At 64.2% G+C, this 16,589-nt stretch carries 18 protein-coding genes; 8 read left to right on the top strand and 10 right to left on the bottom strand.

The window, feature by feature from the left end; all coding sequences use genetic code 11:
- Positions 1–14 precede the first annotated feature (14 nt).
- Positions 15–1,298 (bottom strand): DHH family phosphoesterase, encoded by a 1,284-nt coding sequence (locus C453_RS18260; RefSeq protein ID WP_008326911.1) that lies wholly within the window; start codon positions 1,296–1,298, stop codon positions 15–17.
- Positions 1,299–1,352: 54 nt separating this feature from the next.
- A complete protein-coding gene (locus tag C453_RS18255) occupies positions 1,353–1,865 on the bottom strand; it encodes a universal stress protein (RefSeq protein ID WP_008326909.1) in 513 nt (170 codons plus the stop codon).
- Between the two features lie 120 nt (positions 1,866–1,985).
- Here C453_RS18255 and C453_RS18250 point away from each other — a divergent pair, with 120 nt between their 5' ends.
- Entirely contained in the window at positions 1,986–2,441 is a 456-nt protein-coding gene (locus C453_RS18250) for a universal stress protein (RefSeq protein WP_008326907.1), read from the top strand.
- An 11-nt stretch (positions 2,442–2,452) separates the two neighbouring features.
- Here the strand turns inward: C453_RS18250 and C453_RS18245 are convergent, their stop codons facing one another.
- The gene (locus tag C453_RS18245; RefSeq protein WP_008326904.1) at positions 2,453–2,995 is read right to left on the bottom strand and encodes a GNAT family N-acetyltransferase; all 543 of its coding nucleotides are present in this window, start codon (positions 2,993–2,995) and stop codon (positions 2,453–2,455) included.
- Positions 2,992–3,360 (bottom strand): universal stress protein, encoded by a 369-nt coding sequence (locus C453_RS18240; RefSeq protein WP_008326903.1) that lies wholly within the window; start codon positions 3,358–3,360, stop codon positions 2,992–2,994. The genes C453_RS18245 and C453_RS18240 overlap by 4 nt, the downstream gene beginning before the upstream one ends.
- A gap of 117 nt (positions 3,361–3,477) precedes the next feature.
- On the opposite strand from C453_RS18240, the gene C453_RS18235 reads away from it, so the two are divergent.
- A complete protein-coding gene (locus tag C453_RS18235; protein WP_008326901.1) occupies positions 3,478–4,281 on the top strand; it encodes a DUF5806 family protein in 804 nt (267 codons plus the stop codon).
- Between the two features lie 16 nt (positions 4,282–4,297).
- Here the strand turns inward: C453_RS18235 and C453_RS18230 are convergent, their stop codons facing one another.
- The gene (locus C453_RS18230) at positions 4,298–4,819 is read right to left on the bottom strand and encodes a DUF7529 family protein (protein WP_008326898.1); all 522 of its coding nucleotides are present in this window, start codon (positions 4,817–4,819) and stop codon (positions 4,298–4,300) included.
- 99 nt (positions 4,820–4,918) lie between these two features.
- Between C453_RS18230 and C453_RS18225 the strand changes: the two genes are divergently transcribed.
- Complete coding sequence (locus tag C453_RS18225; protein WP_008326897.1) at positions 4,919–5,377, top strand: hypothetical protein; 459 nt, start codon at positions 4,919–4,921, stop codon at positions 5,375–5,377.
- An 18-nt stretch (positions 5,378–5,395) separates the two neighbouring features.
- Here the strand turns inward: C453_RS18225 and C453_RS18220 are convergent, their stop codons facing one another.
- Positions 5,396–6,685, bottom strand: coding sequence for a dihydroorotase (locus C453_RS18220; RefSeq protein ID WP_008326895.1), 1,290 nt, complete (start codon positions 6,683–6,685; stop codon positions 5,396–5,398).
- Positions 6,686–6,754: 69 nt separating this feature from the next.
- Positions 6,755–7,465, bottom strand: coding sequence for a lipoate--protein ligase family protein (locus C453_RS18215; protein ID WP_008326893.1), 711 nt, complete (start codon positions 7,463–7,465; stop codon positions 6,755–6,757).
- A 54-nt stretch (positions 7,466–7,519) separates the two neighbouring features.
- On the opposite strand from C453_RS18215, the gene C453_RS18210 reads away from it, so the two are divergent.
- Together C453_RS18210 and C453_RS18205 are read left to right on the top strand one after the other, a co-directional pair.
- Positions 7,520–8,428: a hypothetical protein gene (locus C453_RS18210; protein ID WP_008326891.1), complete on the top strand. Its 909-nt coding sequence runs from the start codon at positions 7,520–7,522 to the stop codon at positions 8,426–8,428.
- A gap of 164 nt (positions 8,429–8,592) precedes the next feature.
- Entirely contained in the window at positions 8,593–9,282 is a 690-nt protein-coding gene (locus C453_RS18205) for a helix-turn-helix domain-containing protein (RefSeq protein ID WP_008326890.1), read from the top strand.
- Between the two features lie 205 nt (positions 9,283–9,487).
- Here the strand turns inward: C453_RS18205 and C453_RS18200 are convergent, their stop codons facing one another.
- Positions 9,488–10,615 carry a hypothetical protein gene (locus tag C453_RS18200; RefSeq protein WP_008326889.1) on the bottom strand — a complete coding sequence of 376 codons (1,128 nt, stop codon included), beginning with the start codon at positions 10,613–10,615 and terminating at the stop codon, positions 9,488–9,490.
- 80 nt (positions 10,616–10,695) lie between these two features.
- Positions 10,696–13,287 carry a sensor histidine kinase gene (locus C453_RS18195; RefSeq protein WP_008326888.1) on the bottom strand — a complete coding sequence of 864 codons (2,592 nt, stop codon included), beginning with the start codon at positions 13,285–13,287 and terminating at the stop codon, positions 10,696–10,698.
- 141 nt (positions 13,288–13,428) lie between these two features.
- Between C453_RS18195 and C453_RS18190 the strand changes: the two genes are divergently transcribed.
- A complete protein-coding gene (locus C453_RS18190) occupies positions 13,429–13,911 on the top strand; it encodes a PaaI family thioesterase (RefSeq protein WP_008326887.1) in 483 nt (160 codons plus the stop codon).
- 23 nt (positions 13,912–13,934) lie between these two features.
- Here the strand turns inward: C453_RS18190 and C453_RS18185 are convergent, their stop codons facing one another.
- Positions 13,935–14,507 (bottom strand): cysteine hydrolase family protein, encoded by a 573-nt coding sequence (locus tag C453_RS18185; protein ID WP_008326882.1) that lies wholly within the window; start codon positions 14,505–14,507, stop codon positions 13,935–13,937.
- Between the two features lie 144 nt (positions 14,508–14,651).
- Between C453_RS18185 and C453_RS18180 the strand changes: the two genes are divergently transcribed.
- Together C453_RS18180 and C453_RS18175 are read left to right on the top strand one after the other, a co-directional pair.
- A complete protein-coding gene (locus C453_RS18180; protein WP_008326881.1) occupies positions 14,652–16,118 on the top strand; it encodes an Hvo_1808 family surface protein in 1,467 nt (488 codons plus the stop codon).
- 60 nt (positions 16,119–16,178) lie between these two features.
- Positions 16,179–16,565, top strand: coding sequence for a hypothetical protein (locus tag C453_RS18175; RefSeq protein WP_008326880.1), 387 nt, complete (start codon positions 16,179–16,181; stop codon positions 16,563–16,565).
- Positions 16,566–16,589 lie beyond the last annotated feature (24 nt).

The raw sequence follows: 16,589 nt of genomic DNA, 5'->3' as shown, positions 1-16,589 counted from the left end.
CTTTCCGACTGATTCTACTCCGAAGTCTCGGCGTCGTCAGCGTCAGTTTCGGCGTCGGCATCGGCGTCGGCGCCAGCATCGGCGGTTTCTTCTGCTTTGTCCTCACCCTCGGCAGGTGTCTCGGCGACGCGCTCGAACGCGTTGAGGATGACGCGCTTCGTCGTCGCGCCCTGCGTCGTCCAGTGGTGGGCGTAGTCGAGCATGTCGTCGTAGATGTCTGGCTTACACCCGGCAGCCTTGGGGTGGCCACCGCCGTTGACGAGACCGGCGACCTCGTGAGCGCGTTCGAAGTCCTCAGACCCGCGAATACTCGCGCTGCCTGCGGGCTTGACGATGACGGCGGCGTCGGCACCCTCCTCACGGAGCGCGTCTGCGACTTCGTTCTGCGAACAGCGGCCGTAGGTGATGCCGACGGTCCAGTCGCCGACCGACTTGAACTCCGCCCGCGAGACGGCCGTTTCGATGAGGTTCTCCTTTTCGACCCGCCGGTGAGCGATGTACTCCTCGACGACTTCGGGGAGGTCTGCGCCGTACGCGCCGACGATGGCGACGTACTCCTCTTTGCCCGTCCAGTAGGCGTAGTCCGCGAGGTCCTGACTGCGCTCGTCTTCGTTCAGCCAGAGGTCGTGGTCGCGGGTGACCGCCGCCAGTTCGACGAATCGGTCGTCGAACTCGTAGTCGAGTTCGCGGAGCGCCACGTCGGTCGAACACTCCTCGTCGGATTCGCCGACGACGAGGTCTACACCCGCCGCACGGACCTGTTCGGCGACCTCGGGCTTCCACTGGTGGTGGTCGAACCAGCGAATCGACCCGGCGACCTCGGCGAGTGCTTCGAGTTCTTCTTCGACGTACTCGTAGCGGTCGGGACAGAGGTCACAGACGAACACGTCGATGCCCTCGGGCGCGTACTCGGCGACGCGAAGCAGGTCGTCTTCCAGCGAGTAAGGGCTCGACCCCATGAGTGCGACCGGCGATTCGGGGCGGTCTTCTTCCGCTTCCTCGTCTTCTTCGGCTTCGTCGACCTCGCCGCGCGCTTCCGCGAGGCGCTCTTCGATACGTTCCTCGAAGTCAGCCACGTCGAGCGCGGCGTCGTAGACTTCGCGGAGGAGTGCGACACAGCCGAGACCGTCAGCGTCGGTGTCGGTGACGACCGCCACTTCGGCGTCTTCGAGTTCTTCTTTCGCACGCTCTTCGGCCCGCTCTTCGTCGAGGTCGTCGGGGTAGAAGAATCCGGTTCCCGGGAGAACTGACTTCCGGGGGAGTGAGAGTCGAGAACTGTCGATAAGCTCTTCTTCCATATCTGCGCCTCGCCCCCGACGGGGAAAACTCCTGCCGATTCTCGTGGTGTCCCGTCAGGCCGCCTCGTCAACATCGACCGCTTCTTCGTCGCCGTCGAGCAGTGGGTCTGTCTTGTCGGTCTCCAGTTGGCGCACCGTGAGGACGGGAACCGGACAGCTTCGGACGACGCGCTCGGCGACGCTCCCGATGAGGAACCGGTTTTCACCGTGTCGCCCGCGCGTGCCCATCGCGACGGCGTCGGCGTCGACCTCGCGAGCGTAGTTCGAAATCTCGCCTGCTGGCCGTCCCTCACGAACCGCGACCGTCACGTCTCGCTCGGTCTCTGCTTTCACCTCGGCGAGTGCTTCTTCTCCCCGCTCGGTCAGCGCATCGCGCATCTCGTCTCGGAGGCGCTCCGGTGCCGTCTCCACGTCCCCCGCGTCGATGACGTACAGCGCGTGGACCGACGCGTCGAATCGCTCTGCGAGGTTGAGCGCGACCCGGACCGACCGCCGGACGCTCGCCGAGCCATCCGTCGCGATGACCATCGTGTCGAACATGCTCACGGGTTCTTCGTGGGGCGGCATAAAACCAGTCCGGGTGAGTGGGCACAGCTGTTCGGGTGAGGTGCACACAGTCGCACGTCCCGGCGCCGTCGTCCGGCACGGTGGGGTGGTTTTTTGTCATCCCCCGACGGACGTGCTCACATGCCATCGCGCCCGCTCTCTATCGACCTCGTCCTCGTTCCGGTCGACCAAAGCGAGGAGGCGACGCGCGCGGCCGAGTACGCCGTCGCAATCGCGGCCGAGTACGACGCCGCGGTCCACGCAGTCCACGTCCTCGGCGAAGATGTTGTCCGCGCTATCGAGCGCGGGGCCGTCGACGAGGACGCCGTTTTCGAAGAGAGCAGAGCCGTCACCGACACCGTCTCTGGAATCGCGGCCGACGCCGACGTCTCCGTCTCGACGTCAGTCGCCTACGGCTTCTCGACGACGAGCAAGCTCCTCCACCCCGGGAGCGTCGTCCTCGACACTGCCGAAGAACTCGATGCGGACTTCATCGTCGTCCCCCGCGAACCCGTCTCGGGAGACCCCGGTGAGGTGTTGGCGAAGGCCGCCGAATACGTCCTCTTGTACGCCAGCCAGCCTGTGCTTTCGGTCTGAAGGTCGCCAGCCTACTCGTCCGAGTCGTTGAGCCGAATCGTCATCTCCAACTCGAAGCTCTCGGCATCGCTCGTCTCGAAGCCGACCGTCTTGTACAGTCCCACCGCCGCGCGGTTCCAGCGCTCGACCGTGAGCCACACTTTTTCGACGCCAGACTCCCGGCCGTAGCCGAGCAGCGCCTTGATGAGTCGCGTGCCGATTCCGGCGCGCTGGTACGTCTGATGCACGAAGATTGCGAGTTCGTACGCGTCTCCGTCGGGGACGAGCGTCGCGTGCCCTGCAACTTCGTCGCCATGCCACGCGATGACGTTCAGACACTCGTCGTCGAGGATGTTGTCGAGCCAGTCGCGGATGCGGTCTTCCCGACCGGGCGGGATACCTTGCGCTCGGTCTGACGGGTCGAACGAGTCGTACATCTCGACGAGCGCTTCGAACTCCGCGTCGTCGCCCTCGTACGGTCGAACCTTGATAGTTCGCTCCTCGCGGTCGGTAAACGAGAGCGGCGGTGCCTCGTAGGGGTCTGCCACGGCGTCAGAGTAGGTTCGCGTGTTCATCGTACCAGCGTGACGGTTACGTGGGAGTTGAGGAGGACGAACTCCGCGATGCTCCCGACCTGTATCTTCCCCATCGGACTCGTCTGGCCGCCGCCGAGGACGAGCTGGTCGAAGCCTTCGTTTTCGGCCTTGTCGACCAGTGCGCTTCCGGGGTCGCCTTCGAGGTGCTGAATCGGCGCGTCGAGATTGAACTCGCCGAGGACTGTCGTGACTTTCTGTTCGATGTCCTCGCGCGAGTGCTCGACGGACGGGTTTTCGACGATAGCGACCGTCAGGTCGTCGCCGGTGTTGGCCGCCCGTTCCGCCGTCTTCTCCAGCGCTCGGATGGAGTCGTCGCTGCCACCGATACCGAGCAGTACTTTCATGCCTCCTACACTCGCGGCGGTGTTTGAAAACCCTTCCCCGCCGACGGGTCCTTCGACGCCGACAGCTCGACCGGCCGTCGCGGAACGCTTTTCGGCCATGACGCGGTAGCCCGCGGTATGACAGACGACGTCGCCGACGCTGACGGCGTGGACGCCGACGCCGACGCTGACTCCTTCGAGTCGCACGACGGGGAGACAGCGACCGCAGGACAGACTGACGGCGAAACGGACGCCCCGGCAGAGACAAGTTCGGGCGCAGACACGGAGGCGGGTTCGAGCACTGGCGCAGAGGCCGAGCCAGACATGGAGGCTGAGTCCGACAGGGAGACTGACCCAGACACGGAGGCTGAGTCCGGCGGGGAGACTGAGTCCGACGCGGAAACTGACTCAGACACCGAGACAGACCCTGACTTCGAACCAGACATCCCGAAGGACGTACAGAAGTACGCCCGGTTCAAGAAGGTCGACGGCGCGCAGTACGACCGCGTCAACGACTTCCTCCGCGAGCGAACCTACGTGACCGCCCGCGAGTGGGCTATCGCGCGTCTCTGTGCCGACTTCCGAACCGAGACCGGCGTCGAGATGACGAAAATCGGCGAGAACCTCCCCGAACTCGTCCCCTTCATGACCGACACGTACACGCCGCAGGCGGTCAACCAAGCCCGGTCGGCGTTCCGCGATAAGGTTCGAAAATCGGGTGCGACGTTCCTCTACGGCGCGATGTCCGGCTTCTTCACCGCCGAAGAACTCGACGAGATGATGTACGAAGTCACCGAGATTGCGAAGTTCCTCCTCGAAGTCGAGGGCGTCGACCTCTCGGTCGAAGAAGAACTCGAAGCCGAAGAGCGGATTTCGAGCGTGATGCGCGAAGTGCGCGAAGCGAGCACGGAACTGCGAAAAGACGAACTCTCCGACGACTGAGTCGTGGCGGAGTCGATTAGGTAAACAGCGCGTCCGGCTCGGACTGGACGAGTTCGACATGCGTGTCGGACTCGACGGGCCGGACGTACAGCCGGAGTTCGCCCTGTTCGGTCGCCCGTTCGGCCAATTCGGTCACCTTCTGGACGCCGTAGTACAGCGGGACGAAGACAGCTTTCTCCGCGTCGTCGTCCTGCACGACAGAGACGGCGAAGACGACACCGCCTTCGGCCGCACGATAGACCTCGTAGCGGTCGAACTTGGCGGACTTGACCCACTCGGAGAGTGATTCGAACTCGCTGCCGGGGACGAGCACGTCGAAGCCGACGCGGTCGGTCGACTCGGGGAGGTTCACCGGTGGGAGTGGCGTCACGTCACCCGGATGCAACACCAGCGTCTCCCAGCCGTCGTCTTCGTACTCCTCGGCGAAGACTTCGGCATCTTCGACGGTCTCCTCCCAGTTTTCGACGAGTCCGGTCAGTACGTGTTGCTCGCCCGCACCGGGTCCGGGCGTCCGCGGGGGCGTCTGCTCGTCGGTCATGTGTGTGTTTGTCTCGGTGGGTCGGGCGGGAAAAGGATTCGCTTGTCGAACCGGAAGCCAACGGAAAGCCTATGCACCGGCCTGCAGATGAAGTGACATATGCGACGGCCTCTCCGCGTCGCTCTCGGTTCGCTCCAACTCCCCATCGCTGGCATCGGTGCCGCCCTCGTCGCGTTCTCGCTGTGGAACGTCTACACGCTCCCGCCGCCACCGCCCGAGAGCGACGGCTTCGTGCAAGGGCTCGCCGGGTTCTTCTTCCTCATTATCACTCTGTCGGGGTTCGTCCTCGCTGCCGTGGGGTTGCTCGTCCCACCCGGTCCGGGATATGGAATCAACTTCACTCGGGGACCGCGGTTGCTGTTCGTCTACGCGCTGGTCGCTCCCGTCGCGGGTGGCATCGCGTTTCTCGCCCCCATCGTCGTCGGATTCGGCGCTGGCGGCGTTATCGAGTGGGCGTTCACCTTGTCGTTTCTCGTCATCGCGAGCGCACCGCTGGCGATACTCCTCGGCCTCGGGTGGAAAACCGTCACTGTCGCAGTGACGCGATACCGGGCGTGACGGGACTGCGTCGTCGGCCTACGCCCGAACGTTCTCGCCCGCCACGTCGCCGAACTCCTCACCGTCCCAGACTGTCTCGCCGCGGACCATGGTCCACTCGGGGAAGACGCCAGTGAAGCCTTCGAAGGGCGTCCAACCGCACTTCGAGTGGAGGTCGTCGCCGCGAATCTCGCGGGCAGCGTCGAGGTCGTAGAGTGCGAGGTCGGCGTCCGCACCTTCTTCGATGCGGCCCTTCTGCGGCAGGTCGAAGATGTCGGCCGGGTTGGCGGCGACGACGTCCCGAACGCGCTCCAGCGACAGGTCGCCCTCGACGGCGGCACCGAGGAGGAGCGGGACCATCGTTTCGACGCCGGGAACGCCACTCGGCGCGTCGAGCAGTGACTGGTCTTTCTCGTCGGTCGTGTGTGGTGCGTGGTCGGTCGCGACCACGTCGATGTGACCGTCGGCGAGGCGCTCGAACATGGCTTCGCGGCGTTCCTCGGAGCGAAGTGGCGGGTTCATCCGGCCGTAGGTTCCCAGTTCGTCGCAGTCGTCACGCGAGAGGAACAGATGGTGCGGCGTCACCTCGCAGGTCGCGCCACCCTCGCGGGCGGCGTCGACGCCTTCGGGCGTGCTCGTGTGAGCGATGTGAATCTGCGCGCCCGATTCGTTGCCGACGCGGACGGCGCGTTCGACGGCGGCGGCCTCTGCCTCAGCGCGGCGGTAGGCGCTCCACGCGTCGGAGTCGGCGTCTCGCCCCGCGCCGCCGAGGTCGCCCTCGATAGCCGATTCGTCGAACAGGGTCGCGTCTTCGGCGTGGACAGTCACCGGCACGCCGACCTCGGCAGCGCGCTCTGCCGCAGTCGAAAACAGGTCTGCGCCGATGCCCATGTCGCCGGTCGAGTCGGCGAGGAACACTTCACCGAGCGCGAAAAGCGGGCGGTCGAAGAGGCTGTCGGGGTCCCAACCGTCCGTGACGCCCCCGTTGATGCCGTAATCGATGCAGGCGCTTTCTGCGCGTTCAGCTTTTGCGTCGAAGCCCTCGCCGGTCGTCGTCGTCGGGTCGGTGTTTGGCTGGTCGGCGACGGTCGTCACGCCGCCCGCGGCGGCGCTTCGAGAGCCAGTCTCCCACGTCTCTTTGTGTTCGAAGCCGGGTTCGCGGAAGTGGACGTGAACGTCGATAGCGCCCGGAAGCAAGAGGTTCTCGTCGGCGTCGATGGTCCATTCGCCATCGACGGGGTCGAGGTCGCCCACGGCGACGATTTCGCCGTCTTCGACGCGCACGTCGACCACGCGCCCGTCGGCCAGAGTCGCGTTCGAGATTCGCATAGATGGGGCTGCCACGTGCGACGCCCTAAGTCCGGCGGTTCGGGCGACGATGCGGATGGATTCCTTTGCTTAGGTTCGGTCGCCAGCACCCTCGACGTCGAGGTCTTCGGCCGCTTCGATGTCTCGTTCGGCGTCACCGACGAAGGCGTCTTCGAGCGCCCGACACACCGCGTCTGGGTCTGCGGGGCCGCCAGCGTCGTCCACACTGCCGACTGAATCAGGGTCGAACGGGATGTCGAGAGCGTCGTAGATGGGGTCGAGCACGGCGGCGATTTCGTCGCGGTCGGTGACGACGACCACGCCGGAGACGAGGGCGGCCGACTTGCGGACGCGCTGTGCGATGCCGCTGAGTTTGCCACCAGCCTGTACCGAGTGCTCGCCCGGACAGTACGATTCGGGTGGCTCGCCGCGCCGGGCGTGGACGCCGAGCGACCGAAGTGCTCGGACCACCGCCGTCGTCGCCGCCTCGTATCGGTCGTCGAGGCCGGTGCGGGCGTCGTCGAGGGGAACTGCGTAGGCAAAGGCGACTGTCGCCCCGGTGTAGGCGACGGCGCGGCCGCCGACCGACCGCTCGATGGCGGGGAACCCGTGGGACTCGGCGGCCGCGACTGCCTCGTCGTAGCGGTCAGCGCGGGCGTCGCGACGGCCGAACGCAATCTGTCGGTGGGGCGTCCACGCGCGGAAGGCCGGTTCACCGGTCGCTCCCGTCTGGTCGAGCATGGCGGCGGTGACCGCCCGGTCGGTGTCGGGGGTCGTCCCCCGGCCGCGGATGACGCGCATACCTGTTCGAAACACCCCGACGTACCTAAGGACACCCGTCCCGTTCCGACGACCATGCTGCGCCTGCCGCGGTCGATGCTCACCCGCTACGAGCGATTTTCGCTGTACAACTCGCCGTATCCTGCCCACGACAGCGGTTGTGCCATCGACCTCTACGGCCCGGAGGCTGGGTCGGGAACCCCGTCACCAGTCGCAGGCGTCGTCCGCGAGACGCGAACCGTTCGCGCCCCCGACAAACCCTACGCGCACGACGAGGAGTACCTCATCCTCGTCGATGTCGACGCTGAAGCCACGGGACTCGGATGGGCTGGTTCGCCCGACGCCGACCCGCGAAACGACCTCGTTGCACGCATCCTCCACGTGGCTCCCGAGGTACAGGCGGGCGACGAACTCGCCGTCGGCGACTCACTCGGCCGACTCGTACGCTCTGGCTTCTTCGCCCCGTGGGTTTCGAACCACATCCACCTCGGCTTTCGACCGGGCGACGCGAATCCACATCGCGCACAGGGGTCGCTTCCGGTCGTCGCGGACGTGGACGTGTCGGCCCTCCCATGGGACGGACGCGGGACGGTCGTTGAGGTTGGCGAGACGTTCGTGAGACTGGACAAACCGGCCCGAAACGGCGAGCACGACGCGGGTGAATTCGTCTGTCTCGCCAGTGACGAAGGCGTGGTCCTCGACGGCGGTGTCGCCCACTACGGACTGGGCGGGACGCTCTCGCCGGTCGCCGACGAGACGCCGCTGTCGCTTCTCGGAACCGAAGTCGGCCGGACACGTGGACGCGACGTTCCGTGGGGTTCGTTCGACGTGCTCGCCAACGGCGACCGCGTCACGGGTCTGTCGCTTTTCGCCTCGCAAGTCGAGTTCGGCGCGAAGGTCGTCTGCCCCGCCCACGAGTTCGAACTCGGTGACGACGTGACCGTGACGATTCGGCCGAGTGAGAATCCGATTCGACTCGACTGAGAATCCAGTCGGCTCGACGAGAACCCGGCCAACTCGATTGCCAAACGTGCTAGTGGTTTCTTACCGGTAATGATATGGTATATTAGTCGCTAAAAACCGATATCAATGCGGTGGGAAGCGATACCTCTAGGGATGGCTGAACTCGAATCGGGGTCGGGTCGGTAATGGGTGCGGGCGCAGGAACCGGATACGAAGTGGAACTTGGGTTCTCTCTCGAAGAGACGCATCTCGGTTCGATACTCGCCGAGAGTGACGACCTCTTCATTCAGTTCGTCGGTGGAATCCCGACAGCGAGCGAGCCAGTGCCGTACTTCGTCGCGTTCGGAAACGACGCTCCACTCGTCGACGAGTGTCTCGATACGCACCCCGGTGTCGACCGGTTCGAGTTAATCACCGCCGGTTCAGACGAGCGTCTCTATCGCTGCTGGTGGCGGTCCCAAGAAGAAGGCATCATCTCGGCAATTCGAGATTTCGACGGCATCGTCCGTCGGATGGAGGGAACCAAAGACGGCTGGACGCTGTCTATCTTCTTTCCGACCAACCAGAGGACTGCCGAATTCCACGACGCGTGTCTCGAACGCGGCCTCGAAATCGACATCCGGCGGGTCGAACCGAGTCACGTCGATAGGCGCCGCTTACACCGACGGACGCTCTCGAAAAAGCAACTCGACGCGCTCAAACTGGCGTTCGAACAGGGGTACTTCGAGTCGCCGAAGGAGACATCACTCTCAGAGGTTGCTGCCGAACTCGGAATCTCTGAACAGGCACTCTCACAACGTCTGCGTCGTGCGACACGACACATCGTCGAGTCACTTCTCGCGACCGAGACGACCGAGGAGACTGAGTCGAACTAGCACAGTTACGTCCGAGTACTACCGGGATTCTTGAAGGAGAGGACAGCGGCCGTTGCGCGACCGCCATGCCGAGGACAGCCAATGTCGCCCGTGTGGTGGTGGTGGGTTGTGGGGAGAACGAGCGACGCGCCCGTTGGGTGCCTCCGACATGGTAACAATGAGGTATTAATCACTTACTTCTGCCTCTTGTCTGGTCAAGTACTATTTATAAACCATCGAATAGCTCGAGATACTCCGAAACGAACGACCGAATCTCGTCGTACGTCGGCGGCGTTCCGTTCCGAACGAAGTGGCCAGCGACGGCGTTTCCGACGACGAGCGTCGACGCTTTGCTCAGGCCGAGGACGTGCCCGAGGGCGAGTCCCGCGTTGAAGTGGTCACCGGAACTGGTCGTGAGCACCGGGTCGTCGGTTCGCGGCACCTGCACGGAGACGGCTTCTTTCTCGTCGACGAGGTGGGCAGCGTCGATTCCGTGGCCAACGAACCGAGAGACGCCGAGGTGGTCGAACGCGGCGCGGGCTTCCGTCTCGAAATCCGTTTCTTCGACTCCGGCGAGTTGCGCGAGATAGCGCGTCTCGTACCGGTTCGCGGAGACCACGACATCGACCGCGTCGTCGAGAGACGACACGCGGTCGATACCGGCGGCGACGACAGCCGGTTCTCGCTTTCGGAGGTCACCGGGGTCTAAAAGCAGCGTCTCCGGTGGGGACGAGAGTGTCGGCCACAGGTCTTCCCGTAGTCCGCGTACCACGTCGGGCAGTTCGGGCATCTCCGACCAGTACCCGATGCCGAGGAGTTCGGTCCCGTCGACCAGTTCGGCGAGTCTGTCGCGGCCGACCTTCGTTTCGATGTCTGCCCAGTCGAGTGTCATCGACCCTCCAATCTCGCTGAGCATCAGCTTCCCGTCATCGAACTCGACGGCGTCGGTGTATCCCGGGTCGCCGAGGGTCTCCAGCGGGAACTCGCCGAACTCGTCGACGAACGGGTCTTCCGGCGGGTCGCCGAGACAGCCGACGATGGCCGGGTCGTACCCGAACTCACCGAATGCGCGGGTGAGGTGGCTTGTGTGGCCGCCGGTTCTGACGCCGTCTTGTATCCACTCGAACGTGAGCGAACTCTCGGCTTCGACCGAGTCGTTCACGCGCTCGGCGAAGGCACTCAGGGTCGGTAGTCGTTCGTACGCTGTCGCCGACTGTCGCTCGGAGACGAACTCTCGAACGCGGTCGATATAGCCGTCGAATCCAAAGACGACGCGCCCGCCGTCGACCGTCTCCGGCAGTTCGTCTCGGCAGGAGTCGACCGCCTGCCTCGTCGCTTCGTCTGGTCGAGTCATACCACCGCCTTCGAAAGCGCGTAGATTAGGTGTTTACCTCGGCGGCAACGCTGGCGACGGCGCGGGCTTTCGACGCCGCCTTACCTGCCGTCTTCGGTGGTAATTTCGAACCGAGCGCCGCCCTCTTCGCTGTCGAAGAACCAGACGCTCCACCCGTGGGCGTTGACGATGCTCTGGACGATATTGAGGCCAAATCCGGTTCCGTCGGGGTTCGTGGTGTAGCCCGCTTCGAAGACGCGCGCCCGGTCTCCGTCCGGGATGCCGGGGCCGTCGTCTGCGACGTAAAAGCCCTCTCTGTCGTCGAGTTCGCCGATTCGAACCGTCACGTCGTCACCGCCATGTCGAATCGCGTTCGCGAGCAGGTTCTCGAACAGTTGGCGGAGACGACCTTCGTGTGCCCGCAGGTGCATGTCCGTCTCGAACTCGAGTGTCGCCTCCGGCGCGTCCGCCGCGGCGATATTCCACGCGTCGGACGCGACGCAGCGAAGCGAGAGGTGTTCGACCTCGTCGACCGTCTGGCCGTTTCGCGCCAGTGCCAGTACGTCCTGGACGATGTCCTCGATTCGGTCGAGTGCGTTCTCGACGCGGTCGAGTTCGTCGCCGTCGAAGTTCTCCTGTGCGAGTTCGAGGTAGCCGTTCGCGACGCTGAGCGGGTTCTGGAGGTCGTGGGAGACGACCGACGCGAACGACTCCAGGTGCTCGTTTTGCCGCGCGAGTTCACGCTCGCGCCGTCGCAAGAGTTGCTCGCGTTCGACTCGGTCGAGTGCCGCCCGCGCGTTCGCCGCCAACACCCGCGCTAATGGGATTCGTTGGTCTGACAATCGCCCTTCGTCGACTGCACCGACGAAGAGGACGCCGTGGTCCGGTATCGGAACGAGGAGTTCTTCGGTGATATCCGTATCCGGGTCGAACCGTTGTGGGTTCGAATCGACCTCCTCGTAGTACCGGAGTTCGTCCGACTCGAACACTTCCCACGAGAGGCCAGTTCCGCGCGGGAGCGGGGGTATCTCCCCGAAGAGTTCCTTCGCTGGTTCGGTGAACGCCACGGGGACGAGTGCGTCACTGTCCTCGTCGTACAGCATGACGCCGCTGACCTCGTAATCGAGGACTTCCCGTGCGGCGTCACACACGGCTTCGCCCACCGCTTCGCGGCTCGTCGCGCTCGTCAGTTGTCGCGTCGATGCGTGAAGCGCGTTGAGTCGCTCTTCGTATCGCTTGCGCGCGGTGATATCAGTCGAGATGCCCACTGCGCCCGTCACCGACCCGTCGCTGGCGGTAATCGGTGAGACAGCGAAGTCGACGACGTAGTTGTCCGTGGGCAGATTGAGCTGGAGCTCGAACCGCTCGATTGTGCTTTCTCCGCGGAGAATTGCGTCGAACGCGTCCGCCAGCAGTTCGTACTGGTCGTCGTCGAGCAACCCAACGTCGCAGGCGACAGAAAAGTGATTGCCGACGAGCGACCCGTTCGGCAGACCAGTTCGCGAGAGGGCGATGTCGTTGACGTACTGGAGCACGCCGTCTTCGTCGACGACGTAGGCTCCTTGCTGGATGCTCTCGATTATCGTCTCGTAGCGTTCGAGGCGCTGTTCGCGCTTTCGCTGGTCGTCGATATCGCGAGTCGTGACCACGAAGCCGTCGACGGACGTGTCGGTCTGGTTGCTCGCGACCGACTCCAACCATCGCCACGACCCGTCGGCGTCCTCGAACCGGTACCGAATCGGCTCTTTCGTGTCGTCGCCAGTGCGGAGTGACTCCGCGATTATCTCCTTGATTTCGTCTCTGTCGTCGGGGTGGACCTTGTCGACGACGCGTTCGCCGACCAGATCTTCTTGGCCGTACCCGAGAATGCGCTCGACGGCTGGGCTCTCGTAGCGAATGGTGCCGTCCGAGCTGATGACGGTGATGATGTCTCGAACGTGTTCGACGAGCGCCTGAAACCGTGCTTCCGTCTCGTGTTGTTCGCTCTCGTCGCGCACCGTGACGAGGACGCCGTACTCATCTCGGTATTCGATATCCTGCGCGTTAGCCGAGCACGCGTGTATCTGGCCGTCATCGTCGACGATGCGCACGTCGTAGTTGTTGGGGGCGTCTTCGCCCTGTCGGCGTTGTTCGTATATGTCGGCAATTCGGCTGCGGTCGTCGGGGTGGATGACATCCAGCAGGCTAGCGTCGGCGATTTCGGCGTCGTCGAGTCCGACCAGTTCTGTGAACCGTTGGTTCCAAAACTTGTAGCCATCGTCTTGGGCGATGAAGATCGCGTCGTGGCTCTGCTCGACGATGGTACGGTAGAGTGATTCGCGTTCGTCGGACTCGCCTGCCCACTGCGAGAACTCAGAGACGCGCTCGATGCGGGCCGCGAGCGCGTCGGCACCACCGTCTGTCACTGGGTCCTCGGTGACGAGCGCGCTACTCTGTGCCGTCACCGTGGCGGTACTGTCAGACTCACCGGCGAGAAAGAACACGGGAATATCTCCTGCGCGGTCACGAATCTCGGAGACGAAGTCGGTGTCGGGTTCCCCCCGGACGACGACACTAGCGACCGCGCCGTCGAGTGCATCGACCACCGACGACCGCTCCGAGAAGACGTCGACTGTGAGTCCGCGTCCTTCGATGGCGGGCGTGAGACGACACTCGCCGCCTTCGTCGACGAGCAGGACACGGGACTCGCTCATACCACCTAGCATTTTTTGGCGAGTGTATATATCTCACGTCACTCGCCGACACTCTCTTCAGACGGCCGGTGACTGTGCCGTCTCCCGGTTAGGCTGCCTCGACCGTCGGTTACATGGTAATCCCAAAGAGACGTTCATGACATGGACGACTTTCCCGCCGACGCCGCTGCGGTCGTCCAGCGGCACATCGAAGACGAACACGGCTATCTCTCGTGGCTCAACACCCGCGTCGACGCCATCGAGCGCGGCCGTCTCGTGATGACGATTCCGTACGACGAGAAGCTCACGAACACGGTGTCGCCGCCGACGATTCACGGCGGTATCGCGGCGACGCTCATCGATACTGCCGGTGGCATCGCCCTCCGAACCATGCTCGACGACCCACTCTCCGGCGGCGTCGCGACGATTAACCTCAACGTCAACTACCTCCGTCGCGCCTCGGGCGACCTGACTGCCGTCGCCGAAGTCGTCCGTGCCGGCGGGAGCGTCGGCGTCAGCACCATCACCGTCGTCAGCACGGACCCCAAAGAAGACGAAGACGTCGCGCGTCGGCAGTCACCATCGACCGAGTGGGACGACGCCGTCGCGACGGGACAGGGCGCGTATCGGCTGTTCCGGGAGTAGCCGCGACTCTGCGGTCGTCTGTCTTACTCGAACTGTATCTCCTCGATGGTCGTCGTCTCGCCGAACAGCCAGTCTGCGTGCTCGACGGCGTACTCCTTGTGGTCCGGGTCGAGGGAGCCCAGTGCGTCTGTGACGAGCATCGGTCGGTAGTCCCGAAGCCCGGCGCTGCCGGCAGTGTGGAGGACGCAGACGTTTGCGAGCGTCCCGCAGATAAGCAGGTCGTCGATGCCGTGTGACTCCAGCCAGCCTTCGAGTTCCGTCTGGTAGAACGCGTCGTAGGTGTGTTTCTCGACGACCAAGTCGTCGTCGCGAACGTCGAGTTCGTCGACCAATTCGGCGTCCCACGTCCCCTCGACGACGTGTTCGCCCCAGCGTTCGAACTCGTCGTAGTAGTGAGCGTCTTCGAACTGCTCCGGCGGGTGTACGTCGCGGGTGTAGACGACGCGAGCACCGGCCTCGCGGGCGCGCGAAACAACCGCATTCACGTGGTCGAGCGCGCTCTCGCTCGCCGGGGCGAACAGGCTCCCGTCAGGATGGCAAAAGCCGTTCTGCATGTCGACGACGATAACCGCGGTTCGTGTCGGGTCGAGTGGCATACGTGAGCCTAGTGGCGGCAGACGCAAAACGCTACGCTCCGGTGAGGTGCAAAACGGGAGACTTCGTCGGGGAACGAAAACTCCGATTTAGTTTCGCCGAGCGAATCGGACAAGGTACTTCCCTCCCGGGACTAAGTTGGGTGTATGCGAACCACCGGTCTCCGCGTCATCTTCGTCGCAGCCCTGTTGGTCCTCGCTGGCTGTGCCGCCCCGACGGCGACGCCAGGGGCCGACACCGGTGCGACCGACGATTCGTCGACTGCTGACACGCCCGCTCCCGACAGAGAGGGCTTTGCCGACCCGGACAGTGACGTCCTCGGGTGGGAAAACGGCTACTGGTTCGACGAACCCATCGACGTCGACCAGTCCGACGGCCTGAACGACTCCGAACTCGAAGCCTACGTCGCACGCGGGATGGCCCGCGTCGAACACATTCGAGAACTCGAATTCGACTCGACGGTTCCCGTGAGCGTCATCAGTCGCACGCAGTACCAACGTGACAACGCAGGCCGCTCGGGACCGGCCGACTCCGAGTTCAACCGCTGGAACGACCAGGTGTGGGAAGCGATGTTCGTCACCGGCGAATCAGAAGGCAGCGCCTCGGCGATTAGCAACACGACCGGAAGCTCCGTCCTCGGCTTCTACTCGCCTTCTGACGACGAAATCAAGATTGTCACCGACTCCACCGGTGCGCCGACAATCGACAACGCGACGCTGATTCACGAACTCCACCACGCGCTGCAAGACCAGCACTTCGACCTGACCGACGAGCGCTACCGCGGCCAGACCCAAGACGGTGACCTCGCTATCGACGGCGTCGTCGAGGGCGACGCGAAACTCGTCGAACTCATGTACGCCGACCGCTGTGAGGCTGGCACGTGGGACTGCGTAAAGACGCCCAAAGCAGGTGGCTCCGGCGGTGGCTCTGGTGGCTCCGGCCCCAACCTCGGCGTCCTCCTCACTATCTTCCAACCGTACTCCGACGGCCCGGTCTACGTGAATGAACTGTACGAATCGGGTGGGTGGGCGGCCGTCAACGACGCCATGCGTAACCCGCCTGCCTCCTCCGAGCAGGTCATCCACCGAACTGACGAGGAACCGCGGCCAATCGAGTTCGAAGACGCCGGGACGAACGGCTGGGCCACCTTCCCCGACCAAGGAGTCGATGGCTCCGACACGCTCGGTGAGGCGTCCATCTACGCGATGTTCTGGTATCAGGCCCGGACGGGCGGTGCCGACACCGTGAACGTGCGCTCGCTACTCGACACTCGCTCCGCGTACGACACGTACAATTACGACGCCAAACCCTCGGCTGGCTGGGCTAACGACCGACTGTTCCCGTACCGGAACGAAGCTGGCTCTGAGACTGAGTACGGCTACGTCTGGGTGACCGAGTGGGACACCGAGAAAGACGCCCGCGAGTTCGAGCGAGCGTACCTGAACATCCTCAAATCGCAGGGTGTCGTCCAGCAGAACGACGGCGTCTACGTCATCCAAGAGGGGCAGTTCGCTGACGCTTTCCGCGTCGTTCGGTCCGGCGACCGGGTCGTCATCGTCAACGGGCCGACCCCCGCCGACGTGGACGAAATCAGACCCGGATTGGCGGCGTAGCGCACGACACGGCTCCAACCGCGGGAAGATACTTACTTCCTCCCGAGTGAGAGACACAGTATGCCCCTTCTACGGTCCATTCTTCTCGTCGTGGTTGTCGCCCTCGCTGGCTGCGTTGGTGCTCCCGTTGCGGACGACGCCGACACGGCAGCGTCGCCGACGCTATCGACTACGACCCAGTCGCCGACGACATCGACTGCGACGCAGTCTCCGACGTACATGAACTGCAACTCGTCGCTGCACATCGAACCCACGACAGCGGTTCCAGAGAACGCGACCGTCGTCGCCTTCGAAGACCTCCCGCAGAACCGCCAATCCGAGTTTGAACAGGCCCGTGAGGGGTACGTGACGCTCCCAGGTGAGAGCGACGCGGCCGACTTCTGGTTCGGCACTCGCTACGTCAGGCAGGACGACGAGACGTTCTCTGCGATTGTCGCCGCCTGCTGACGCGCCGAGAAGCTTTTTCCTCCG

It is taken from the genome of Haloferax elongans ATCC BAA-1513, from assembly GCF_000336755.1.
Lineage (GTDB): Archaea > Halobacteriota > Halobacteria > Halobacteriales > Haloferacaceae > Haloferax > Haloferax elongans.
This window is presented reverse-complemented; position numbering and strand designations above follow the sequence as displayed.